The 22,012-nt window shown below is 48.7% G+C and carries 25 protein-coding genes; 22 read left to right on the top strand and 3 right to left on the bottom strand.

All coding sequences use genetic code 11. From position 1 onward, the window contains the following. Positions 1-113: 113 nt before the first annotated feature. On the bottom strand, positions 114-917 hold the full coding sequence (locus tag BST96_RS19260) for an inositol monophosphatase family protein (protein ID WP_085760249.1): 804 nt from the start codon (positions 915-917) through the stop codon (positions 114-116). A 173-nt stretch (positions 918-1,090) separates the two neighbouring features. On the opposite strand from BST96_RS19260, the gene trmJ reads away from it, so the two are divergent. The 21 genes from trmJ (at position 1,091) to BST96_RS19155 (ending at position 20,237) form a co-directional block, all read left to right on the top strand. Next, a complete protein-coding gene (trmJ, locus tag BST96_RS19255) occupies positions 1,091-1,867 on the top strand; it encodes a tRNA (cytosine(32)/uridine(32)-2'-O)-methyltransferase TrmJ (protein WP_085760603.1) in 777 nt (258 codons plus the stop codon). A 224-nt stretch (positions 1,868-2,091) separates the two neighbouring features. Then, positions 2,092-2,571, top strand: coding sequence for a Fe-S cluster assembly transcriptional regulator IscR (gene iscR, locus BST96_RS19250; protein WP_085760248.1), 480 nt, complete (start codon positions 2,092-2,094; stop codon positions 2,569-2,571). Positions 2,572-2,588: 17 nt separating this feature from the next. Further along, positions 2,589-3,746 (top strand): IscS subfamily cysteine desulfurase, encoded by a 1,158-nt coding sequence (locus BST96_RS19245; RefSeq protein WP_085760247.1) that lies wholly within the window; start codon positions 2,589-2,591, stop codon positions 3,744-3,746. Positions 3,747-3,778: 32 nt separating this feature from the next. After that, complete coding sequence (gene sufB, locus BST96_RS19240) at positions 3,779-5,215, top strand: Fe-S cluster assembly protein SufB (protein ID WP_085760246.1); 1,437 nt, start codon at positions 3,779-3,781, stop codon at positions 5,213-5,215. Positions 5,216-5,218: 3 nt separating this feature from the next. Further along, positions 5,219-5,977 carry a Fe-S cluster assembly ATPase SufC gene (gene sufC, locus BST96_RS19235; RefSeq protein WP_085760245.1) on the top strand — a complete coding sequence of 253 codons (759 nt, stop codon included), beginning with the start codon at positions 5,219-5,221 and terminating at the stop codon, positions 5,975-5,977. Next, positions 5,974-7,227 (top strand): Fe-S cluster assembly protein SufD, encoded by a 1,254-nt coding sequence (gene sufD / locus BST96_RS19230; RefSeq protein WP_085760244.1) that lies wholly within the window; start codon positions 5,974-5,976, stop codon positions 7,225-7,227. Before sufC ends, sufD begins: the two co-directional genes overlap by 4 nt. Next, complete coding sequence (locus BST96_RS19225) at positions 7,227-8,471, top strand: aminotransferase class V-fold PLP-dependent enzyme (RefSeq protein ID WP_085760243.1); 1,245 nt, start codon at positions 7,227-7,229, stop codon at positions 8,469-8,471. Before sufD ends, BST96_RS19225 begins: the two co-directional genes overlap by 1 nt. A 117-nt stretch (positions 8,472-8,588) precedes the next feature. Beyond that, a complete protein-coding gene (locus BST96_RS19220) occupies positions 8,589-8,945 on the top strand; it encodes a HesB/IscA family protein (RefSeq protein WP_085760242.1) in 357 nt (118 codons plus the stop codon). A gap of 26 nt (positions 8,946-8,971) precedes the next feature. After that, a complete protein-coding gene (gene sufT / locus BST96_RS19215; RefSeq protein WP_085760241.1) occupies positions 8,972-9,505 on the top strand; it encodes a putative Fe-S cluster assembly protein SufT in 534 nt (177 codons plus the stop codon). Between the two features lie 50 nt (positions 9,506-9,555). Further along, complete coding sequence (locus BST96_RS19210; RefSeq protein ID WP_085760240.1) at positions 9,556-9,966, top strand: SufE family protein; 411 nt, start codon at positions 9,556-9,558, stop codon at positions 9,964-9,966. 218 nt (positions 9,967-10,184) lie between these two features. After that, positions 10,185-10,613, top strand: a complete 429-nt coding sequence (gene ndk, locus BST96_RS19205) for a nucleoside-diphosphate kinase (protein WP_085760239.1) — start codon at positions 10,185-10,187, stop codon at positions 10,611-10,613. Positions 10,614-10,641: 28 nt separating this feature from the next. Continuing rightward, entirely contained in the window at positions 10,642-11,799 is a 1,158-nt protein-coding gene (gene rlmN / locus BST96_RS19200) for a dual-specificity RNA methyltransferase RlmN (protein ID WP_085760238.1), read from the top strand. Positions 11,800-11,824: 25 nt separating this feature from the next. Next, positions 11,825-12,604, top strand: a complete 780-nt coding sequence (pilW, locus tag BST96_RS19195; RefSeq protein WP_085760237.1) for a type IV pilus biogenesis/stability protein PilW — start codon at positions 11,825-11,827, stop codon at positions 12,602-12,604. Continuing rightward, on the top strand, positions 12,597-13,490 hold the full coding sequence (locus BST96_RS19190) for a helix-turn-helix domain-containing protein (protein WP_085760236.1): 894 nt from the start codon (positions 12,597-12,599) through the stop codon (positions 13,488-13,490). Before pilW ends, BST96_RS19190 begins: the two co-directional genes overlap by 8 nt. 26 nt (positions 13,491-13,516) lie before the next feature. Next, the gene (gene ispG, locus BST96_RS19185) at positions 13,517-14,632 is read left to right on the top strand and encodes a flavodoxin-dependent (E)-4-hydroxy-3-methylbut-2-enyl-diphosphate synthase (protein WP_085760235.1); all 1,116 of its coding nucleotides are present in this window, start codon (positions 13,517-13,519) and stop codon (positions 14,630-14,632) included. Positions 14,633-14,655: 23 nt separating this feature from the next. Beyond that, entirely contained in the window at positions 14,656-15,945 is a 1,290-nt protein-coding gene (hisS, locus tag BST96_RS19180; protein WP_085760234.1) for a histidine--tRNA ligase, read from the top strand. Positions 15,946-16,002: 57 nt separating this feature from the next. Beyond that, a complete protein-coding gene (locus BST96_RS19175) occupies positions 16,003-16,734 on the top strand; it encodes a YfgM family protein (protein WP_085760233.1) in 732 nt (243 codons plus the stop codon). A gap of 3 nt (positions 16,735-16,737) precedes the next feature. After that, entirely contained in the window at positions 16,738-17,916 is a 1,179-nt protein-coding gene (gene bamB / locus BST96_RS19170; protein ID WP_085760232.1) for an outer membrane protein assembly factor BamB, read from the top strand. Positions 17,917-17,959: 43 nt separating this feature from the next. Continuing rightward, positions 17,960-19,372, top strand: a complete 1,413-nt coding sequence (gene der, locus BST96_RS19165) for a ribosome biogenesis GTPase Der (protein WP_085760231.1) — start codon at positions 17,960-17,962, stop codon at positions 19,370-19,372. Between the two features lie 23 nt (positions 19,373-19,395). Further along, positions 19,396-19,776, top strand: coding sequence for a group III truncated hemoglobin (locus tag BST96_RS19160; protein WP_085760230.1), 381 nt, complete (start codon positions 19,396-19,398; stop codon positions 19,774-19,776). Positions 19,777-19,799: 23 nt separating this feature from the next. Next, positions 19,800-20,237 (top strand): acyl-CoA thioesterase, encoded by a 438-nt coding sequence (locus BST96_RS19155; RefSeq protein ID WP_085760229.1) that lies wholly within the window; start codon positions 19,800-19,802, stop codon positions 20,235-20,237. Here the strand turns inward: BST96_RS19155 and BST96_RS19150 are convergent. Then, entirely contained in the window at positions 20,213-20,611 is a 399-nt protein-coding gene (locus tag BST96_RS19150) for a DUF4345 domain-containing protein (RefSeq protein WP_085760228.1), read from the bottom strand. The genes BST96_RS19155 and BST96_RS19150 overlap by 25 nt on opposite strands. Before the next feature lie 78 nt (positions 20,612-20,689). Further along, on the bottom strand, positions 20,690-21,457 hold the full coding sequence (gene truC, locus BST96_RS19145; protein WP_085760227.1) for a tRNA pseudouridine(65) synthase TruC: 768 nt from the start codon (positions 21,455-21,457) through the stop codon (positions 20,690-20,692). Positions 21,458-21,640: 183 nt separating this feature from the next. Between truC and BST96_RS19140 the strand changes: the two genes are divergently transcribed. After that, on the top strand, positions 21,641-21,904 hold the full coding sequence (locus BST96_RS19140) for a hypothetical protein (protein ID WP_085760226.1): 264 nt from the start codon (positions 21,641-21,643) through the stop codon (positions 21,902-21,904). Positions 21,905-22,012 lie beyond the last annotated feature (108 nt).

Raw genomic sequence — 22,012 nt, 5'->3', positions numbered from 1 at the left:
ATTTATTAAGGCAATAGGGGATAAAATAGAAGGAGTCAACCAAAGGTTCAAGCACTAGATAGGGTAATTATCCCATCCAGTGCTTTTTAATAACTAAAAGTTAGCGGGGCAGTTTATTTAATATGTTTTAGGTGGGGTTGGATGGTTTGCAGCAGGGCCTTAAAGCATTTTGGGTTGCCCGCGACAATATTACCCGACTCCATAAAATCGTTGCCGCCATTAAAGTCTGAGACTAAGCCGCCACATTCTCTCACCAATAAAACGCCTGCGGCAATATCCCACTTATTTAAGCCAATTTCCCAGAAGGCATCCAAACGGCCCGCTGCCACATAAGCCAAATCCAGCGAGGCTGCACCCGCACGGCGAATACCGGCGGTTTGTTTGGCCACCGCTTCAAGGCTTTGGGTATAGGCGGGGATATGGGCCTCGCTTCTGGATTTAAAAGGAATACCAGTGCCAATTAAGGTGCCGTCTAAAGACTTGTTACTGCTGACTCGCATCCGGCGGCCATTCAGCTGCGCGCCTTTACCACGGCTGGCGGTAAACTCTTCCCGGCGAATCGGGTCAAGGATCACGGCATGCTCGATCTGGCCTTTGTACAGGCAGGCAATGGAGATCGCAAAATGGGGGATGCCGCGGACAAAATTGGTGGTGCCATCAATAGGGTCAATAATCCATTGATAGTCACTGTTGGCATTACCCTGTAGGCCTCCTTCTTCCCCTAAAAAGGCATGGTCAGGGTGGGCTTTGGAGAGATGATAGATCACCTCCTTTTCGGCGGCCTGATCAACCTCAGTGACAAAATCATTAGCACTCTTTTCTTTCACTTCCAGCATATCGATTTGTTCGGTGGCGCGGGCAACAATTTCACCGGCACTTCGGGCGGCTCGCAAAGCGATATTTAGCATGGGTTCCATGGGCAGACCTAGAGTTAATGGATACGGAGGGCATTACGGCGGCGGATTATAGCAGCACAGTTGGCAAACGAGAAACGGCAATTGTAGCGATCTGCCACTAAATACGTTGCGATGGCCGATTCCCTCTATCACCGCGCTGAAATTCTGATAAAATCCGCGGCCTTTCAACGATGATGATAAAGCAGGTTGCCGTGACTACCCCAAATCCACTCCATAATGCCCGTGTTGTACTGGTACATACCTCCCACCCCGGTAATATCGGCGCGGTTGCCCGCGCGATGAAAAATATGGGGCTAAAGGACTTATGTCTGGTTAAGCCCAAGGATTTCCCTCATGAGCGTGCCGGTTGGCGCGCCGCCAGTGCGGTGGACTTACTGGAGAATGCCACCGTCGTTGAGACGCTGGAAGAGGCTGTGGCGGATTGTGGTTTGGTCGTCGGTACCAGTGCCCGTGGTCGCCGTATTCCCTGGCCACTGGTTAACCCCAGGGTCTGTGCCGATAAGGTGTATCCTGAGTTATCACAGCACCCGGTAGCTCTGGTATTTGGCCGTGAAGACCGCGGTTTAACCAATGAAGAGCTACAAGCCTGTCATTTACACGTTAATATCCCCGCTAGCGAAGACTACACCTCCCTGAATCTCGGGATGGCGGTTCAGGTCGTTACCTACGAGCTGCGTATGCGCCAGCTAGAAGGCGAGCTTAGTGACGATGAAATGCAGGAATGGGATACCCGTTTTGCCCGAGTTGATGAGGTCGAACGTCTCTATACCCACCTCGAAGAAACCCTGATTGATATGGAATTCCTAAACCCCGAGGCCCCCAAGCAGCTAATGACTCGCCTGCGTCGCCTCTATAGCCGCACTCGTATGGATGACCTTGAAGTACAGATGATGCGTGGCATCCTGACCTCAACCCAGCAATGGGTAAACAAGGCAAAAAATAAGCAGTAGGGTGGATTAAAATCCACCAAAACCAGCATGCTTAATGGTGGATTTTAATCCACCCTGCGTTTGTAGAATAAGAGGATTTCTGTATAATCCCACGCGCTGTGTGGTTATTGCCCCGTGCACAATCCCTCTCAGGTAAAACCTAGTAAACCAGTTGGTTTTATAGTTGACTAAATTAGTTGGTTATTGCACTATTGCGGCATCCATTAACCTAACGGATTTCTATTATGCGACTTACAACCAAAGGTCGATATGCAGTTACTGCAATGCTGGATTTAGCGATTCATTCCAATGCTGGCCCCATCAGTCTGGCGGATATTTCTAACCGTCAGGGCATATCCCTGTCCTACTTAGAGCAGCTCTTTGCCAAATTACGCCGCAATGATTTAGTCACCAGTGTGCGTGGTCCCGGTGGCGGTTATTTGTTGAGTCGGGTCAGTGAGACAATATTTGTCGCCCAGATAGTGGATGCTGTTAATGAAAGCATCGATGCGACCGGTTGCGGTGGTGCGGGTGATTGTCAGGATGGTGAAAAATGCCTGACACATCACTTATGGTGTGACCTCAGTGACCAGATTCATAGTTTTTTAAGTGGTATCAGTCTTGCCAGTTTAGTGGCTCGCCGCGATGTGCAGGATGTTGCTGCCCGTCAGGAAAGTCGCGACCAGGAAGGCACTGAAACCATTCCATTATCATCCGTTGTTTAACTGTTTAGAGATTAGCTATGCCACTGCCCATCTATCTTGATTATGCCGCGACCACGCCGGTTGATCCGAGTGTGGCAGAAGCAATGGCCGGTTGTTTAACCCGCGAGGGTATTTTTGCTAACCCTGCCTCCCGGTCGCATATCTACGGCTGGCAGGCAGAAGAACAGGTTGAAAAAGCAAGGCGTCATGTTGCGGACTTAATTCACAGCGACCCCAGAGAAATTGCCTGGACCAGTGGCGCAACAGAATCCAACAATCTTGCTTTAAAAGGTGTATTTGAAGCCGAGAACTACCAAGGCCATTTAATTACCTCAACTATTGAACACAAAGCGGTAATCGATCCCGCTAAATGGCTAGAGCAAAAAGGCGTAAAAGTGACCTGGCTGGCGCCCGACGCTGATGGCGTGATCAGTGCAGAGCAAGTTAAGCAGGCGCTAACCGAAGACACCAAACTCGTTAGCATTATGCAGATCAATAACGAAACCGGTGCCATCAACCCGATTGCGGAGATTGGCAGAATTTGCCGTGACAATCATGTGCTTTTACATGTTGATGCGGCACAAGCTGCCGGCAAAGTGCCGGTGGATACTAAAGCTTTGCAGGTGGATTTAATGAGTTTGTGTGCGCACAAATTTTACGGCCCTAAAGGTATTGGTGCGCTGTATGTGCGTCGCCCGGTCCAGCCTCAACTTAACCAGCAAATGCATGGTGGTGGGCATGAGCGGGGTATGCGTTCAGGCACTTTACCTACCCATCAAATTGTGGGTATGGGCGAGGCTTCCAGATTGGCGGCCGAGTGTTTGGCAGAAGAAGCGCCAAGAATAGAGCGTTTACGCAACCTGCTTTGGTCAGGTATTGCCGATTTACCGGGTGTCAAAAGAAACGGCAGTACAGAACAGGTCAGCCCCGGACACTTAAATGTCTGCTTTAGCGGCGTCGAGGGTGAAACCTTATTGTTATCACTCAGAGAGTTGGCGGTATCAACCGGTTCGGCCTGTACCTCGGCCAGTATGGAACCATCCTATGTATTAACAGCCATGGGGGTGAGTAATGAAGACGCCCATAGCTCGATTCGGTTTTCACTAGGCCGTTTCACCACAGAAGAGAATGTGAGTGCAGCAGTGGCTCATATTCGTACTATTTATACGCAGCTACAACAGGCTCAATCGGCCTGAGCGTATAACGATAAGTTTTTGAGAGTTTAGCCATGACAGAACAAATTAATCAGGCCATCAGCCGGGAATACGAAGCCGGTTTTGTGTCCGATATCGAGTCTGAAACATTTGAACCCGGATTAGACGAGGATGTTATTCGTCGTATATCGGCCATGAAAAATGAACCGGAGTGGATGCTTGAATGGCGTCTAAAAGCCTTTGCCCTTTGGCAAGAAATGGAAGAACCAGAATGGGCCCATGTTCACTATCCGGAAATTAATTTTCAGGATATTTCTTACTATTCAGCCCCTAAAAGTATGGCGGATAAGCCAAAGTCTTTGGATGAAGTTGATCCTGAATTATTGGCAACCTATGACAAATTAGGTATCCCATTATTAGAGCAGCAAATGCTGGCGGGTGTAGCAGTTGATGCTGTATTCGATTCCGTTTCTGTAGTAACCACCTTCCGTGAAAAACTCGCCGAGTCCGGTGTTATCTTTTGCCCAATCTCTGAAGCGATTCAGGAATACCCTGAGTTAGTACAAAAGTATCTCGGTAGTGTGGTGCCTCAGCGCGACAATTATTATGCAGCATTAAACTGTGCGGTCTTTACCGACGGCTCCTTTGTCTATATCCCCAAAGGTGTTCGCTGCCCAATGGAGTTATCCACTTACTTCCGTATTAATGAAATGAACACGGGGCAATTTGAGCGTACCTTAATTATTGCCGATGAAGGCAGTCATGTAAGTTATCTTGAAGGTTGTACAGCGCCGCAGCGTGATGAAAATCAATTACACGCAGCGGTCGTTGAGTTGGTTGCTTTAGATAACGCAGAAATTAAATACTCCACCGTACAAAACTGGTACCCGGGTGATGAAAACGGCAAGGGCGGTATCTATAACTTTGTTACCAAGCGTGCGGTGTGTCATACCAGTGCCAAAGTGTCCTGGACCCAGGTTGAAACCGGCTCTGCCGTTACCTGGAAATACCCCAGCTGTATTTTACGGGGTGATAACAGTATCGGTGAGTTTTATTCCGTGGCATTAACCCGCGGTATGCAGCAAGCGGATACTGGCACCAAAATGATTCATATGGGTAAAAACACCAAATCCACCATTATCTCCAAAGGGATATCGGCAGGGCGGAGTAATAATAGCTACCGCGGCCTGGTCCGTATGGGGCCTCGTGCCGATGGTGCGCGTAATTTTACCCAGTGCGATTCGTTATTAATTGGCGATCAATGTGGCGCCCATACCTTCCCCTATGTAGAAAGCAAAAACCCTTCTGCCATAGTGGAGCACGAAGCCACCACCTCAAAAGTCTCAGACGATCAAATGTTTTTATGCCAGCAGCGCGGCCTGGACCCAGAAAAAGCGGTGTCCATGATTGTTAATGGTTTTTGCAAAGAAGTGTTTAAAGAATTACCCATGGAGTTTGCCGTAGAAGCGGGCAAGCTTTTAGAAATAAGCCTGGAAGGTTCAGTAGGATAAAACATGTTATCAATTAAAAATTTACAAGCCAGTGTAGAAGAAAAACAGATCCTTAAGGGTCTTGATCTGGATGTTAAGCCTGGTGAAGTTCACGCAATTATGGGCCCCAATGGTGCCGGTAAAAGTACCATGGGTTATGTGATGTCTGGCCGTGAAGGCTATGAAGTCAACGAAGGCTCAGTAACACTGGATGGTGTTGAATTACTAGAGATGGAAGCGGAAGAGCGCGCCCGTGAGGGTTTGTTTTTGGCCTTTCAGTACCCGGTTGAAATCCCCGGTGTTAGCAATCTGGAGTTTTTAAAGGCCGCTGTAGATGCCCAGCGCGAAGCCCGCGGTGAAGAAGCGGTTAGCTCCAAAGATTTTCTAAAAATGGCCCGCGAAGCCTGTAAACAAGTCCATTTGCCCGCGGAGTTTTTAAAGCGTGGTGTTAATGAAGGTTTCTCCGGTGGCGAGAAAAAGCGCAATGAAATTATGCAAATGCTGCTATTAAAGCCCAAGCTATGCATCCTGGATGAATCGGATTCCGGTTTGGATATCGATGCCCTGCAAGTGGTAGCAGAAGGTGTTAATAGCCAGCGCTCACCAGATCGCAGCTTTATTGTTGTAACGCACTACCAGCGCTTACTCGATTATATTAAACCGGATTTTGTCCATGTTTTATCCGATGGCAAAATTGTTAAAAGTGGCGATGCCTCTTTGGCGCTTGAGTTAGAAGAGCAGGGCTATACCTGGTTGACTGAGCAACGGGAGCAGTCTGCATGAGTGAGTGGTTAGGCAAAGCCGTTAGCCGAGCTGAGCAGATAAGCGATTGGTTGTCACCGCAGCGTCAGGCCTCGCTGGCCCTATTACGCGAAGCGCAGTGGCCAAGCCGCAAAACAGAAGCCTGGAAATATACCCCGGTGCATGTATTGGCGGATGCCGAATTTGCGACTGCGGCCAATAGTGAGTTAGTGGTTGCTGAAACGATAGAAGGTCTTAATAGTATTGAGCTGGTTTTTACCGATGGTGTGTTGCAATCTGACTTATCGCAGCTACCGGAAGGTTTAAGTATTGTGTCTCTGGCAGACGCCGCAGCAGAAACACAGCAATGGGCGGCTGAAACCTTTACCGCGGCCAAGCCTGCCAGGCATTTATTTGGTTTGGTGAATGATGTACTGGCTACAGCGGGTGTGATTATTGATGTGGCTGAAGGCGTTAGCATTGAACCAGTAGTCAGAATTGTTCACCGTGTTAGTAAAGGCTGCGAAGCACATAATCGAGTTCTGGTGCGTATTGCTGATCAATCTTCGCTGACCGTTGTGGAAGATTTCTCAGGTGAGCAAAAAAGTTTTAATACCGGTTTTGCAGAATATACTTTAGGTGAGTCGGCCTCCCTTGAGCATTACCGTTTTGCATTGCAAACCGGTGCCGCATTAAGCGTTGGCGGCAGCCACTTCAACCTGGCCACTAAGGCTCAGTTAAATAGTACGCTGGTAGGTTTTGGTAGTGAATTATCTCGTCTTGATGTGGATGTTAATCACACTGGCGAACATGCCTTTGCCAAGCTTAATGCTATTTACTTATTAGATGGTAATGAGCTATTTGATTTACATAGCACTATCGAACATATGGTCCCTAACGGTACGACGGAGGAAAATGTTCGGGGTATCGTGGCGGATCATTCTCGCGCTGTGTTTAATGGTCGTATCCATATACATCGCGATGCACAAAAAACCCTGGCGGAATTGAACAACCGTAACTTGCTAATGTCCCGGGATGCAGAAATCAATACCAAACCAGAATTGGAAATTTACGCCGATGATGTCCGTTGCGCCCACGGTGCCACCATTGCCGAGATTGATAAAGGCGCGCTGTACTATTTACAGTCCCGTGGTGTTAGCAAAGCCCAGGCTCAAATTATGTTGAGCTTTGGATTTATTAATGAATTAGTCGATCAAATGCCTAATCAGGTGTTGGCGGAATGGTTGCGTCCACAATTGCGTCAACGTTTTGCCAATATGGAAGTGAAGTAATGAGCAGTCTAGCCAAACAAGCGGAATCGGCTTTTGATGTGGAGGCTATCCGTCAGCAGTTTCCTATTTTATCTCGTGAGATAGATGGCAAGCCCTTGGTCTATTTGGATAATGCGGCGACTACGCAAAAGCCTCAGTGTGTCATTGATGCGCTGGTAGATTATTACAGTACCTGTAACTCCAATGTTCACCGCGGTGCTCACCAGTTAGCTGATGAAGCAACCCGTCGTTATGAAGGTGCCCGTGATACCGTTGCGGAGTTTATTAATGCTTATTCTCGCAATGAAGTTATTTGGACCAGTGGTACCACGGAATCAATCAATGTGGTGGCTAACGGTTTAGCGCAGTTGCTTACGGCTGATGATGAAGTGCTGGTCACCGAGATGGAGCACCACGCTAATTTAGTCACTTGGCAACAAGCCTGTAAACGCTCGGGTGCCAAACTGGTTGTTGTGCCGATTAAAGATACCGGCGAGCTGGACCTTGAGCAATTTTCTGCCTTATTAAATACACGTACCAAGCTGGTAGCCTTTCCCCATGTTTCTAATGCATTGGGCACATTAAACCCTATTGCCGATTTAACCGCACAGGCGAAAGCGGTAGATGCATGGGTTTTGATTGACGGTGCACAAGGTATTGCCCACGAGCCTGTTGATGTGCAGGTATTGGGTTGTGATTTTTATGTCTTCTCTGCCCATAAGTTATTTGGCCCTACTGGTATTGGTGTGCTTTGGGGTAAAGAAGCCTTACTGACCGAATGGCCTGTTTGGCAAACTGGCGGAGAGATGATTTCCGAGGTTAGTTATCAGGATGCAGCGTGGAATGTTTTGCCTTATAGAATGGAGGCAGGCACACCGAATATCTCTGGTGCCATCGGTATGGCCGAAGCTATTCGCTGGTTTTCTGAATTAGATATGGACGCAGTGCAAACCCACGAAGCTGCGCTGCTAGAAAGCGCTACCCGGCAAGCCGAAGCCTTTGATGGCTTGACTATTGTCGGTACTGCCCCCAATAAAGTGGGAGTGCTCAGTTTTGTGATGGATGAAGGTCATCCCGCCGATATTGGTTTTCTATTAGACCGGCAGGGCGTGGCGATTCGTACCGGTCATCACTGTGCAGAGCCACTGATGGGCCGTTTGGGTGTACCGGGCACAGCTCGTGCATCCTTCTCAATTTATAATACGCTGGATGAAGTGGATGCTTTATTTGCAGCCTTAAACAAAGTGAAAACCATGCTGGGCTAAGCCTAAGCGTTATCGTCATTCTCGCGAAGGTGGGAATCCATCGATCTCCAGGTTCCGCCTTCACGGGCATGATGTGCAGCGGTATTGGTTTAGTATAAGCAGGTAGTAGGAGAAGTTATGTCAGTCACAAATTTTGACCCGAATGCAGAGGCCGTTACTATGACAGAAACCGCCTTACGTCATTTTGAGCGGGCTCTGGATGGTGCAGGGGACAAACTAGTGCGTTTAAGCACTAAAGAAAGTGGCTGTACCGGCTATGCCTATGTGCTCGACCTGGTTGATGCCAGTGAGCCCGATGATGTTGTTTTACACCCCAATGATAAAGTCACTTTGGCAGTAGCTCCCGATGCCGTTACCATTTTGCGCGGTACCGAAATTGATTACGTCAATGAAGGCGTAAACAGTGTGGTGAAATTTAATAATCCTAACGTTGTGGCTGAGTGTGGCTGTGGCGAAAGCTTTAGCATCGCCTAACCCTCTATCAAGTAAAGAGTCTAACCATGCAGCAATCTATGGTAGTCACTCATCGTGACTGTCCCGCCCGCCGTGTCCCCTCTGGTGAGCCGGCAATTATCCCAAAAGGGCAGTTCGTTACTATCAATCAGGATTTGGGCGGTAATTACACCGTGACCTTCCAGGGTAATATGCTGCGTATTGATGGCACCGATGCCGATGCGATTGGTCAGGAAGCTGACGTATTAGAGTTTGCCGATGATGGCAGTGGCCAAATTAGCGAAGATCAGGTCTGGGAAGCCTTAGATAGTATTTTTGATCCTGAGATCCCTATCAGTCTGGTTTCTCTGGGGCTGATTTATAGCGTTCATATTAATCAGGATAGTGGGGAAGTGGGTATTAGTATGACCTTAACCGCCCCCGGTTGCGGCATGGGTCCGGTACTGGTCAGCGATGTAGAGTATCGCACTGCCAAGGTTCCCAATGTCAAAACCGTTAAAGTCGAGCTGGTTTTTGATCCTCCCTGGTCCCGAGAAATGATGAGCGAAGAAGCCCAGCTGGAAGCGGGATTGTTTTTCTAAGCAGATTTCTCCAAAATGCGCCTCCCACAAGCAAGCAGTGAACGAACCCTATGAGCCTGGCAACCACCGATGAAATCCTTGACGATCTGGCCTTTTTTGACGATTGGGAGGAGCGTTATAAGTATATTATCGACCTCGGTAAGGATTTGCCGGCGATGGATGAGGCGCTGAGGACCCCGGAAAGACTGGTAAAAGGCTGCCAGAGCAATGTCTGGTTGGATGTGCAGCCCGCTGATGCTGTGCTGAGCTTTACCGTCGATAGCGATGCCCATATTGTCCGGGGCCTGCTGGCGTTGGTGATGGCGGCCTATAACGGCAAAAGCGCCGCTGATATCACCGCTTTTGATATGGATGCCTACTTCCAACAGCTGGATTTAGAGCGCCATTTAAGCCCTACCAGAGGTAATGGCCTCAAGGCGATAGTGGCCAGGATTCAGGCCATAGCCAAGGCTGCCTTGTAGGGTGGATTACAATCCACCTTCCACAACCGCTGCATCGCTATTTGGTGGATTATAATTCACCCTACAAAATCACGCTAAGTGTGGATTATTTATACTATTTTCCCTAAAACCCGCGTATAATTTGCGCTTCAAAATTTTGGTATCAGGCCTAAGCCTGATTTTCTTCTTATTAATGTCCGCCACCAGGCTGGCATGCCACCATGACTACGGAGTCCTACATGGCTATTGAACGTACTTTTTCTATCGTAAAACCTGATGCAGTTGCCAAAAACGTGATCGGTGAAATCTACAGCCGCTTTGAAAAGAATGGTTTAAGCATCGTTGCTTCTAAAATGGTTCGTTTGAGTCGTGAGCGCGCTGAAGGCTTTTACGCTGAGCACAAGGGTCGTCCTTTCTTCCCAGCGCTGATCGAATTTATGACTTCTGGCCCAGTGATGGTTCAGGTGCTTGAAGGCGAAAACGCGATTGCTAAAAACCGCGAACTGATGGGTGCAACGAACCCACAGGAAGCCGACGCCGGTACTATTCGTGCTGACTTCGCTGAGTCTATCGATGCTAACGCCGTACACGGCTCTGACGCGCCAGAATCAGCGGCACGCGAAATCGCTTACTTTTTCGCTGCCAGCGATATTTGCGACCGCGGCTAAGCCACACACTTTAAGCGGACAACGCTAAATGACTGATGCTGTAAAGCAAGTTAACCCAAAAGCCCCAACAGAGAAAACCAATCTGTTGGGGCTTTCGCGTGAAAAGATGGAAGCATTTTTTGTCTCAATTGGCGAAAAACCGTTCCGTGCCAAGCAGGTATTAAAGTGGATTCACCATGCCGGTGTTGATAACTTTGATGAGATGACTAATGTCAGCAAAGCCCTGCGTGAGCGCTTAAAAGAGCTTGCCGAAGTTCGTCCGCCCGAAGTGGTTACCGAAAAAACCTCCAAGGATGGCACCCGTAAATGGGCTGTGCGTGTTACCGGAGGCAGTTTGGTTGAAACCGTACTGATACCCGATGGCGACCGCGGCACCTTATGTGTGTCTTCTCAGGTAGGTTGCAGTCTGGATTGCAGTTTTTGTTCTACCGGTAAACAGGGTTTCCAGCGCGACCTGACTGCCGCTGAAATCGTTGGCCAAATCTGGTTGGCGATTAAATCCTATGATGCCTTTCCCTCCACGGATAAAAACGTGGTGACCAATGTGGTGATGATGGGAATGGGTGAGCCGCTGCTGAATTTTGATAATGTTGTCGATGCCATGAGTGTGATGCTCGATGACTTTGGTTATGGTATTTCCAAGCGTCGGGTGACCTTGAGTACTTCAGGTGTTGTGCCTGCGTTGGATAAATTGGGCGATGTGTCGCAGGTTTCTCTGGCGATCTCATTGCATGCGCCCAACGATGAATTACGTAATGAATTAGTCCCTATCAACAAACGTTACCCGATTGCCGAATTATTGGCCGCCTGTAACCGCTATTGGGACAAGCAATCGGATACTCACCGTGTTACTACGGTAGAGTACACCTTGATTGCCGGTGTTAATGACAGCCCGGCTCAGGCCCGTGAACTAGTGGCCTTATTAAAAGATTTTCCCTGTAAAATAAACCTGATTCCGTTTAATCCTTTTTCTTTATCGGACTATCGTCGCCCCAGCAAAAATGCCGTGAGTCGTTTTTGGCAGATACTCAGTGACTCCGATATTGTAACCACCGTCCGCAGTACCCGTGGCGATGATATCGATGCCGCTTGCGGGCAATTAGTCGGGCAGGTCGCCGACCGCACCAAACGTAGCGAAAGACACAAGGCAAACTATACTGATACTCAAGTATTGAATGTTCGCTAACCTAGAGAATAACAGGAAGGTTTTAATGGTTTTAACAATAGCACGCAGGTTATTACCGCTTTTGCTAATAACGATGGTTTTTAGCGGTTGCGTTACTACCGAACGTGGTGGTGTGGGTACCAAGGCCGATAAAGAGAAAGCGCTGGAATACTCCGTGTCACTGGCAAGAAACTATATTCGCAGTGGTAACTGGGAAGCGGCAAAGCGTCACCTGAGAACCGCTATTGAAATTGACGATAGCTCTGCTGAAGTTTACGAAGCCATGGCCCTGGTTTTCCAAAATACCGGTGAATTTGAATTTGCTGAAGAAAACTATAAAAAATCCATCAAACTGGATTCTGACTTTTCTCGCGTTAGAAATAACTATGCGGCTTTTCTCTACCAGCAACGCCGCTATGAAGAGGCTGCCGAGCAGCTGGAAATGGTTGTTGCCGATACCCTGTATGATAAGCGCTCAGGGGCCTATATTAATTTGGGCCGCGCCTATATGCAGTTAGATAAAATACAGGAAGCCGAACAGGCATTTTACCGCGCTCACTTAATGGCACGAAGAAATGTGCCGCTGCTATATCAACTGGCTGATGTCTACTACCGTCTGGAGCAGTTTCCTAAATCCCAAAGCTACTACGACGCCTATCGCTCGCAAGTTAAGCAGCAGCCAGCGCAAGCACTATGGTTAGGTATTCGGCTAGCGGATAAATTTGGTGATAATGACTCTCTCTCCAGCTATTCCCTGGCGTTAAAGAATTTATACCCCACCTCTAAAGAGTATTTGGAATACAGGGAACAGTTTATCAATGAGTGATCAAGTAGCAGATATGATCGACGAACTTCTCACTCCTGGCCCCGGTAATATGTTGACCAACGCCAGAGAGCAGCGAGGTTTAACCACAAGACAGGTGGCAGAGCAATTACACCTGCTGCCGCGTCAAATTGAAGCCCTGGAAGCTAACGACTACCATCAGTTTAATGGCGAGATTTTTTGCAAGGGCTATCTCAAGTCCTATGCAACCCTGTTAGAGTTGGACCCTGAGCCGTTGATTAAGGCTTATATAGACAGCCGCCCTGATAACGTAACCCCCATTCCGACCGCCAAGCCACGAGCGCATATCCAGCGGCCGCATAAAGGTCGTAGCGTGCAGTATTGGAGTTTGGCAGCAACGGTTGTGGTGATTGGCTTGCTGTGGCTGTTGGGCTCCGGTGGTGAAGAAGAGACCGTAACGGTTACCGAAACCCCTGAAGTGGTGGTCGATAAAAATATTGCTATTGTCGATCAAACTGAGCAGCCATCTTTAGTAGAGCCCGTAGCCGATGAGACGGCTGAGCTGGCCGTTGCAGTTGCTCCATTAGAAGTAGAGGCACAAGTAGAGGCAGAAGTAGACGTTGAACCAGTAGAAGTTACCGAGCCAGTACCCGTGGCAGACGTGGCGGCTGAAGAATCGCAGGTCGCAGAGTCTGCCCTAAATCTGACTTTTAGCGAGGATTGCTGGGTAGAAGTTAAAGATGGCAGTGATACCATGATTTTCGCCGATTTACGCAGAGCCGGTAGCAGCCTTGAACTGACGGGTGAACCCCCCTTTAATGTCTTACTGGGTTATGCACCGGGTGTCACTATGACCTATAACGGCGAGCCAGTAGCTGTTGTGGTTAACCGCAAAAAAGATTCAGCCCGCCTATTCGTAGGTGAGTAGTTAACAGAGCCAGGGTTTAAAACGCTATGCAGATGGAATCACCCATTAAACGAAGAAAAACCCGCCAGATCATGGTGGGGGATGTGGCCGTGGGTGGTGATGCGCCAATCTCTGTACAGAGCATGACCAATACCGATACCTGTGATGTGGCTGCAACGGTAGGGCAAATCAAGCGCCTTGAAGATGCCTGCGCCGATATTGTTCGTGTCTCAGTGCCCACTATGGAAGCCGCAGAAGCCTTTAAGCAAATCCGTGCTCAGGTCAATGTGCCGTTAGTGGCCGATATTCATTTCGATTACAAAATTGCGTTAAAAGTGGCGGAGTACGGTGTTGATTGTCTGCGTATTAACCCGGGCAATATCGGTCGCGAAGATAGAGTACGTGCAGTTATTGACTCTGCCCGCGACAAAAATATTCCCATTAGAATAGGGGTTAATGCCGGTTCTCTGGAAAAAGAATTACAGCGTAAGTATGGCGAACCAACGCCGGATGCTCTGGTTGAATCCGCCATGCGCCATATCGATATTTTAGATAGTCTTGATTTTCAGGACTTTAAGCTTAGTGTTAAAGCCTCCGATGTGTTTATGGCCGTAGCCGCTTATCGAAAAATCTCCCAACAGATTGACCAACCACTGCATTTAGGGATTACCGAGGCCGGTGGTTTGCGCGGCGGCACCGTAAAGTCCTCAGTAGGTCTGGGGATGTTATTAATGGATGGTATCGGCGATACCATTCGTATTTCGTTAGCCGCTGACCCGGTAGAAGAAGTTAAAGTCGGCTATGAAATTTTAAAAAGCTTAAAACTGCGTTCCAAAGGCATTAATTTTATTGCCTGTCCCAGCTGCTCGCGGCAAAACTTTGATGTGGTTAAAACCATGAATGAGTTAGAGAGCCGTGTAGAAGATATTACAACCCCGTTAGATGTGGCGGTGATTGGCTGTATCGTTAACGGCCCCGGTGAAGCTAAAGAAGCAGATATCGGTTTGACCGGTGGTACGCCCAAACACCTGATCTATGTCGATGGAGAGAAAGACCATAAAGTCGAAAAAGAACATTTAGTGGATCATCTTGAAACCATGATTCGGGACAAAGTCGCGGCCAAACAGCAGGCCGAACAAGATGTGATTGCAAAACAATCCTAACCCAGAAGATAACGGACAATACCTTGGCAAAAATTCAATCTATACGCGGCATGAACGATCTATTGCCTGCCGATTCTGCCCTGTGGCAATACCTTGAATCAACCGTTAGTGGCGTACTGGGCCGCTATGGCTATCAGGAAATTCGTTTCCCGATCCTGGAGCAAACAGAACTCTTTAAACGCTCTATTGGCGAAGTGACCGATATTGTCGAAAAGGAAATGTACACCTTTAAAGATCGCAACGACGACAGCCTTACCCTGCGCCCCGAAGGCACCGCCTGCTGTGTGCGTGCCTGTCTGCAAAATGGCTTGCTGGATAATCAGCAAGTTCAGCGTCTGTGGTATACCGGCCCCATGTTCCGCTATGAGCGCCCGCAAAAAGGTCGCCTGCGCCAATTTCACCAAATCGGCGTAGAGAGTTTTGGTGTTGCCACTGCAGATGTTGATGCGGAGGTCATCATGATTACCGCGCGCCTTTGGGAGCAATTGGGTATCCGTGAGCATGTCACCCTGGAGTTAAATACCATTGGTAGCCTGGAGGCCAGGGCCAACTACCGCACAGCTCTGGTTGAATTTTTACAGCAGCACTTTAACGATTTGGATGAAGATAGCCAGCGCCGGATGGAGAGCAACCCATTGCGTATTCTGGATAGCAAAAGCCCCTCAACTCAGGCTATTCTCGATCAGGCTCCTTCGTTGATGGACTATCTGGATGATGACTCACGGGAGCACTTTGAAACCTTAAAAACGTTGTTAGATGCCGCCGGTGTTAGCTATAACATTAACCCGCGTCTGGTCCGTGGTTTGGATTATTACAGTAAAACTGTTTTTGAGTGGGTGACCGATAAGTTGGGTGCACAGGGTACGGTTTGTGCTGGTGGCCGCTATGATGGCCTGGTTGAACAGCTGGGTGGTAAGCCTGCTCCAGCAGTCGGTTTTGCGATGGGCGTCGAGCGCCTATGCCTATTATTGCAAGAACTGGATAAAGTCCCCGCTGAAATTGCGGCCGACCCCGATGTTTATTTTGTAGTGGCAGGTCAGCAGGCTCAAACTGCCGCCTTCCAACTGGCTGAACAATTACGCAGCCAAATCCCGGCTCTGAAACTGCAATTGCACTGCGGTGGTGGCAGCTTTAAAAGCCAATTTAAAAAGGCCGACAAAAGCGGCGCCGCCATTGCCTTAATCGTTGGTGATAACGAAGCGCAAGAGGGGGTGGTCAATGTAAAGTGGCTACGGGATGAAATTGAGCAGAAAACCATCAAAAATGACCAATTGCCAGCGTTATTGATAGAAGCATTAAATGGATTGAGCTGATAAAATACCGCGCATAATAACGAACAGTAGCAAATAACTTATTGAAGAGAGTAGATCATGGCTGAAGGCTATCAAACCGAAGATGAACAGGTAGAAGCACTAAAGAAGTGGTGGAATGAAAATGGTAAGTCGACCTTGGCGACCATCGCCATTGCGGTAGCCGGTGTATTTGGCTATCAGGGCTGGCAAACCCAGCAGCAGGCTGAGGTTGATGCCGCCTCTGCGATTTACCAGAATCTGTTAGCCGCTACCAACGGTCAAAACGGTACAGTGACGGTTGAACAGACCGCCACCGCCAACCATCTGGCCGATACTCTGAAAGCGGATTTTCCCAGCTCTACCTATGCTCGCTTTGCCGCCCTCTATAAAGCCAAATTAGCGGTTAATGCAGAAGATTTGGCAGCGGCGGAAGCCGAACTTCGCTGGGTACTGGCCAGCGGCCCATCTGCAGAGATGAGTGTACAGGCCAAGCTGCGCTTAGCCCGTGTTTTGGCTGCGCAGCAGCAATATGACGATGCTCTGGCACAACTACAGGGTGATAGTGGGACTTCTGCCAGTGCCTATGAAGAAGTGAAAGGCGATATTTATGTGGCACAGGGCAATAGCGCCGATGCGGCCTTGGCTTATCAAAAAGCTCTGGAACTTGACCAGCAGGGAACTAATCCCGCCAGCAACCCTCTGTTAACTTTGAAAATACAGCAGTTGGCCACTCAGGCTGCACCAGCGGCTCAGGCTCAACCAGCGGCAGCAGAACCCGCTGCCAATGACAGCACCGATAAGGAAGCTTAAGCAATGGCTCAACCAGCCCAACTCATTCGCAGTGTCGTTTTATCCCTGATAGCACTTAGTCTCGTTGCCTGTAGTTCAACCGATGGTGAAGAGGAAAAAGGGCCGGCACCGCTGCTGGATTTTGAAGAAGAAAGAAAATTCAACAAAGTCTGGAGCACCTCAATCGGAGATGGTCAGGGCGGTATTTTTAATCGCTTAAACCCGGTGGTGGATGGCGACCTTATTTATGTCGCTTCGGCAGAAGGCACTATCGAAGCGATTACCCTTGAGCAGGGTAAAACGGTTTGGGATGCAGAATTAGACCAACTGTTAGTGGGTGGTGTTGGTGTGAGTGATAACGCCGTTTTTGTAGGTACTGCGGCCGGTGAAGTGGTTGCCCTCAATAAAGACGACGGAAGCGAACAATGGCGTGTGGAGTTAGGCGGCGAAGTACTGGCTGCGCCACAGGCCAAAGACAATATGGTTTATGTACAAACCTTTGATGGTCAAATGCTGGCCCTTAATGCCGAAGATGGTGAGCGGGTATGGTCTTTCCGAAATAACCTGCCAGTACTGACTCTACGAGGCACCAGTACGCCTTTGATCTACCGCGATTCGGTGATTGCCGGCTTTGCCAATGGCCGTGTGATCAGCTTTGAATTAGATACCGGTGCCGTGCGCTGGAATACTCGCGTTACTGTGGCCAAAGGTGATTCCGAAATTCAACGTATTATCGATATCGATGCGCCGTTGATGGAAGACAATGGTTTGATTTATGCGGTCAGCTATCAGGGCAAAATTGCGGCTATTGATCCCGCTTCCGGTCGTCGCCTATGGGCCAACGATGCCTCTAGCTATGCCGCCATGTCACTGGGCTTTGGTAATATCTATGTGGCTGGTGAAGATGGCAGTGTGACTGCCTTTGAAAAAAATGGTCAGGGTGCACGCTGGGCGCAAACCGTGCTCGAGCGTCGTAAGCTTACCGGTTCGGCGACCCTAAGCAGCTACGTTATCGTCGGGGATGTTGAGGGCTATCTGCATGCCTTATCCCAGGTCGATGGTCGGATTGCTGCCCGTACCAAAGTCGATTCAGACGGTCTTCAGGTTGACCTGCAAACCGTCGATGATATGTTGTTGGTTTATTCCAATGGCGGCAAATTGGTGACCTATAAGTTGGAAGAAAAATCCAGCGGTTGGTTTTAAGGCCAATAGTTACCCCTAATAGTTTTAACACGGTTATTCCCCTATGGTTCCAGTAATTGCTTTGGTAGGTCGTCCCAATGTCGGTAAATCGACATTGTTTAACCGCCTGACCAAAACCCGTGATGCGCTGGTAGCCAACTTGCCCGGTTTAACCCGCGATAGAAAATACGGTGACGCCACGGTTGGCGATCGCCATTTTATTGTGATTGATACCGGCGGTATTACTGGTGAAGAAGAAGGGATTGATGCGGCCATGGCCGAGCAATCCATGCAGGCGGTTGATGAGGCCGATGCGGTATTTTTTCTGTGTGATGCCCGTGCCGGACTGACAGCGGGTGATGAAGTACTTGCCCATAGGTTGCGCCAATCTGATAAACCGGTATTTTATGTCGCCAATAAAATTGATGGCGTAGATCCCAATGTCGCCATGGCTGATTTTTATCAGTTAGGTATTCCCCAGCTTTATCCAATGACTGCCACCCATGGCAAAGGTGTGCGCAATCTTGTTGACGATATGATGCAGCACTTCCCCAAGCCAGAAGTTGATGAGGAAGACGAGGCAAGACGCGGTACTAAAATTGCGATTATTGGCCGCCCCAATGTCGGCAAATCAACTCTGGTTAATCGCCTGTTAGGTGAAGAACGTGTGGTGGTTTACGATCACCCCGGTACCACCCGCGATAGTATCTATATTGATTATGAGCGTGAAGGTGAAGCTTATACTCTGATTGATACTGCTGGTGTACGCCGTCGTAAAAATGTTAAAGAAGCGGTAGAAAAATTCTCCATTGTTAAAGCTCTAAAAGCGATTGATGATGCCAATGTTGTGGTATTGGTGATGGATGCTCAGGAAGGTTTGGTCGATCAGGACCTGCACTTACTGGGTCAGGCCATCGATGCCGGTCGCGCTCTGGTTATCGCACTGAATAAATGGGATGGCCTCGATGCCGACCATAAAGAGTGGGTAAAAAGCGAATTGGAACGCCGTTTACAGTTTATTGATTTTGCAGAAATTCACTTTATCTCAGCATTGCATGGTACCGGTGTTGGTCATCTGTATGAGTCGGTAGATAGCGCTTACCAATCCTCGATGAAGAGCCTGCAAACCAATAAGCTGACTCAAATTCTAGAGGGCGCGGTATTTGACCACCAGCCCCCCATGATTAATGGTCGTCGTATTAAATTACGTTATGCCCATGCCGGTGGCTCCAATCCGCCGATTATTATTATTCACGGTAATCAGACCGCCAAAGTGCCCAGTGCCTACCGTCGTTATTTGGAAAAAGTGTTTCGCCGTGAGCTGGACTTAATTGGTACGCCGATACGCATAGAATTTAAAGGCAGTGAAAACCCCTTTGCAGAAAAGCGTGAAAACACCAGCAAGCGTCAGCAGGAGCGTAAAGCCAGGGTTAAAAATCAGGCGGGTAAACGTATCACCCAAAAGCGCAAAAAATAGTCTTTATTCAGGTTGCCGAGCTGATGAAACCAGACCTGGATTCCCCCCAACAGATTAAAACCTTTGTCGATGCCTTTTACGCCGATATGCTAAAAGACCGTCAGTTAGCCCCTATTTTTCTCGATGTAGCAGCAATCGATCTGGCCAAACATTTGCCACTGATCCGCAGCTACTGGGAAAAACTGTTACTAGGCAGTCGCGATTACCAGCGCCATACCATGAATATTCATCGTGCGGTGCATGCCAAACGCCCCTTAACAGCTCAGGACTTTAAGCGCTGGTTAAACTTATTTACCGAGACCGTTGATAAGCGTTTTGCTGGTAGTTATGCTGAGCGGGCAAAAGCCGTGGCAGCGCAAATTGCTAGCAATATGGAAAAGGCCGTCAGCACGGTTGGCAATTAAAAGGCAGAACAAGGGTATTGATAATGGCAACTCATTGGGACTACCCACAACCTTTTATCATCACCGTAGCGGTTGATGATCAGCATATCGACGAGCTTGGTCATACCAATAACCGTATCTATAACGACTGGTGTGAGCAGGCTGCCTGGGCACACTCCACCGAGTTGGGCCTAACGGGCAAGGACTACCGTGAAATGAAAATCGCTATGGCTATTCACGAAGCCAACTACCATTATTTGGCCCCGAGTTTTGTTGGCGATAACATCAGTGTGGCTACCTGGTTAACCGGCTGTGATGGCCGCTTAACCATGCAGCGTAGCTTCCAGATGATCAATAACAGCACCGGGCAGTGCTTGTTTCGTGGCAGTTGGCAGCTGGTATGCATCAATCTGTCGACCAATAAGCCCTCGAGAATGCCAGCCGCCTTTATTGAAACCTATGTGCCCGCGGTGGTGGTTTGATGGCTTTTTTGCAGTAAGAATACGGCAATCACACCGCAAATAGATTCGTAGGCCGTGGCCGCAATATTATAGCCACTATCGCCACCGTCAATCGCCAAGCCAAAAGACCGAGCTCCAGCCATGCCTGCAAAAATAAAAATCGCCACCAATAAACCCTGTGAGACACGCACTATTTGCATCGCGCAGTACAACAAGTAGAGGCCCATGGTGAGTTGCAAGCCGCCATACATAGCCCGAACTTCGATAATCGCAGTATTAGTGCTGAGCTGCATACCCGTCAGTTCAGAGACTACGGCGGGGTCAAGCAGACACTGGATGCCGTAGCTACCAAAAATCAGACCGTTGAAAATTAAAAAACCTCGCGCTAATTTCATTGTTTCCCCTTATTCGTTTTATTGTCAGTTGTACTATACCAGTTCTACTATTTTTCAGTTCTGCTGTGCTTAGTGTTATTAGTTTATAGGCGAAGACCAGCCCAGTTGCGCAATGACTGATTGAAAATCAGTAGCCAGTGGTGCATCAAGCTTGACCATCTCCCCACTGATTGGGTGTGGAATGCTAAGGGATGTGCAGGCTAATAACAAACGGTGGCAATCAAACTGGCTTTGAAAAAAGCGATTGTGGCTGCCTTTGCCGTGTTTGGCATCACCGATAATGGGGTGGGCAATATGCTTAAAGTGTCGGCGCAGCTGGTGCTTTCTACCGGTGATGGGTTTTGCCTCCACCAAGGAGTAGCGGCTTTGTGGGTATTTGTCGACGGCGAAGGGTAATTCCACTGTGGCCAAGCGCTTAAAGTGCGTGACTGCCGTTTGGGCTGGCTTATCGCTGCGGCTAAGTTTATCGGTCATTTTGTCCAGCTGCTCTTTCAAGGCGTAATCAATTGTGCCTTGCTCCGCACACCAGCCCCTGACAATGGCAAGATAGCTTTTGCTGACCTGGTTGTTGGCAAAAGCCTGGGATACTTGGCGGGCAATTTCGCTGGATAGTGCAAACAACAACACCCCGGATGTAGGTTTATCCAGGCGGTGAACGGGGAAAACATGTTGCCCCAACTGGTCCCGCAGCATCTGCAGGGCAAAGCGAGTCTCATGGCGGTCAATTTTACTGCGGTGTACCAATAGCCCACTGGGCTTGTTGATGGCCACTAGATAGGGGTCCTGATAAATGATCGCTAAGCTATTCACAGTTGCTGCTGCCTGAGGGGCTCTTAAGTAACCCATCTTATAATTAATTTAACTATTATACATTTTGATTAGAGCTTAATAATTCTATCCATTGCACAAGTAGTTGATTAAGCTATTGGCTGGTCCCCTTGTCAATGAATCAATCGAGCTATGAGGTCATGTGAGCTAAAGGGTATCAGAAGGCTAACAAGAGGTTGGCCTGTCAAAGGATGGTGAGTGATGGATAAACTGCTAAGTGTTTGCCCGGTATTACTAATTTCCTGCCTATTGCTAGCCTGCAATCCGGCCAGTCATTCACACGGCCAGGCTGTTGCTATTGCCGACCCCCACGAAGATATGCAGGACTTCTGTGAGCTTTCCCTCGAACGACTTAGCGAGCTTAATGTGATTATAGCGGTCCCCCATAACCATTCTTCAGCTATGGATAACCGACAAAATGGCGATTTTCCGCTTTATACCGCGGCTGGCAGACACCGCAGTTAATTCCCCCCTTAGTGACCTGATTGGCGCCTGACAACTCTTGTTAGGTTGTTTTTTACACAGTTTTGGCTGAAATAGTCCATGCTAGCTACCTTGCAGCATGCAGCTAGC

This window comes from Oceanicoccus sagamiensis (assembly GCF_002117105.1).
GTDB classification, from domain to species: Bacteria; Pseudomonadota; Gammaproteobacteria; order Pseudomonadales; family Dasaniaceae; genus Oceanicoccus; species Oceanicoccus sagamiensis.
The sequence above is the reverse complement of the archived record's forward strand: the minus strand, read 5'-3'. Positions and strand labels throughout refer to the sequence as shown.

Coding starts and splice junctions, on each gene's coding strand:
- BST96_RS19260 (WP_085760249.1), bottom strand. CDS start 917: ATGGAACCCATGCTAAATATCGCTTTGCGAGCCGCCCGAAGTGCCGGT.
- trmJ (WP_085760603.1), top strand. CDS start 1,091: ATGATAAAGCAGGTTGCCGTGACTACCCCAAATCCACTCCATAATGCC.
- iscR (WP_085760248.1), top strand. CDS start 2,092: ATGCGACTTACAACCAAAGGTCGATATGCAGTTACTGCAATGCTGGAT.
- BST96_RS19245 (WP_085760247.1), top strand. CDS start 2,589: ATGCCACTGCCCATCTATCTTGATTATGCCGCGACCACGCCGGTTGAT.
- sufB (WP_085760246.1), top strand. CDS start 3,779: ATGACAGAACAAATTAATCAGGCCATCAGCCGGGAATACGAAGCCGGT.
- sufC (WP_085760245.1), top strand. CDS start 5,219: ATGTTATCAATTAAAAATTTACAAGCCAGTGTAGAAGAAAAACAGATC.
- sufD (WP_085760244.1), top strand. CDS start 5,974: ATGAGTGAGTGGTTAGGCAAAGCCGTTAGCCGAGCTGAGCAGATAAGC.
- BST96_RS19225 (WP_085760243.1), top strand. CDS start 7,227: ATGAGCAGTCTAGCCAAACAAGCGGAATCGGCTTTTGATGTGGAGGCT.
- BST96_RS19220 (WP_085760242.1), top strand. CDS start 8,589: ATGTCAGTCACAAATTTTGACCCGAATGCAGAGGCCGTTACTATGACA.
- sufT (WP_085760241.1), top strand. CDS start 8,972: ATGCAGCAATCTATGGTAGTCACTCATCGTGACTGTCCCGCCCGCCGT.
- BST96_RS19210 (WP_085760240.1), top strand. CDS start 9,556: ATGAGCCTGGCAACCACCGATGAAATCCTTGACGATCTGGCCTTTTTT.
- ndk (WP_085760239.1), top strand. CDS start 10,185: ATGGCTATTGAACGTACTTTTTCTATCGTAAAACCTGATGCAGTTGCC.
- rlmN (WP_085760238.1), top strand. CDS start 10,642: ATGACTGATGCTGTAAAGCAAGTTAACCCAAAAGCCCCAACAGAGAAA.
- pilW (WP_085760237.1), top strand. CDS start 11,825: ATGGTTTTAACAATAGCACGCAGGTTATTACCGCTTTTGCTAATAACG.
- BST96_RS19190 (WP_085760236.1), top strand. CDS start 12,597: ATGAGTGATCAAGTAGCAGATATGATCGACGAACTTCTCACTCCTGGC.
- ispG (WP_085760235.1), top strand. CDS start 13,517: ATGCAGATGGAATCACCCATTAAACGAAGAAAAACCCGCCAGATCATG.
- BST96_RS19175 (WP_085760233.1), top strand. CDS start 16,003: ATGGCTGAAGGCTATCAAACCGAAGATGAACAGGTAGAAGCACTAAAG.
- bamB (WP_085760232.1), top strand. CDS start 16,738: ATGGCTCAACCAGCCCAACTCATTCGCAGTGTCGTTTTATCCCTGATA.
- der (WP_085760231.1), top strand. CDS start 17,960: ATGGTTCCAGTAATTGCTTTGGTAGGTCGTCCCAATGTCGGTAAATCG.
- BST96_RS19160 (WP_085760230.1), top strand. CDS start 19,396: ATGAAACCAGACCTGGATTCCCCCCAACAGATTAAAACCTTTGTCGAT.
- BST96_RS19155 (WP_085760229.1), top strand. CDS start 19,800: ATGGCAACTCATTGGGACTACCCACAACCTTTTATCATCACCGTAGCG.
- BST96_RS19150 (WP_085760228.1), bottom strand. CDS start 20,611: ATGAAATTAGCGCGAGGTTTTTTAATTTTCAACGGTCTGATTTTTGGT.
- truC (WP_085760227.1), bottom strand. CDS start 21,457: ATGGGTTACTTAAGAGCCCCTCAGGCAGCAGCAACTGTGAATAGCTTA.
- BST96_RS19140 (WP_085760226.1), top strand. CDS start 21,641: ATGGATAAACTGCTAAGTGTTTGCCCGGTATTACTAATTTCCTGCCTA.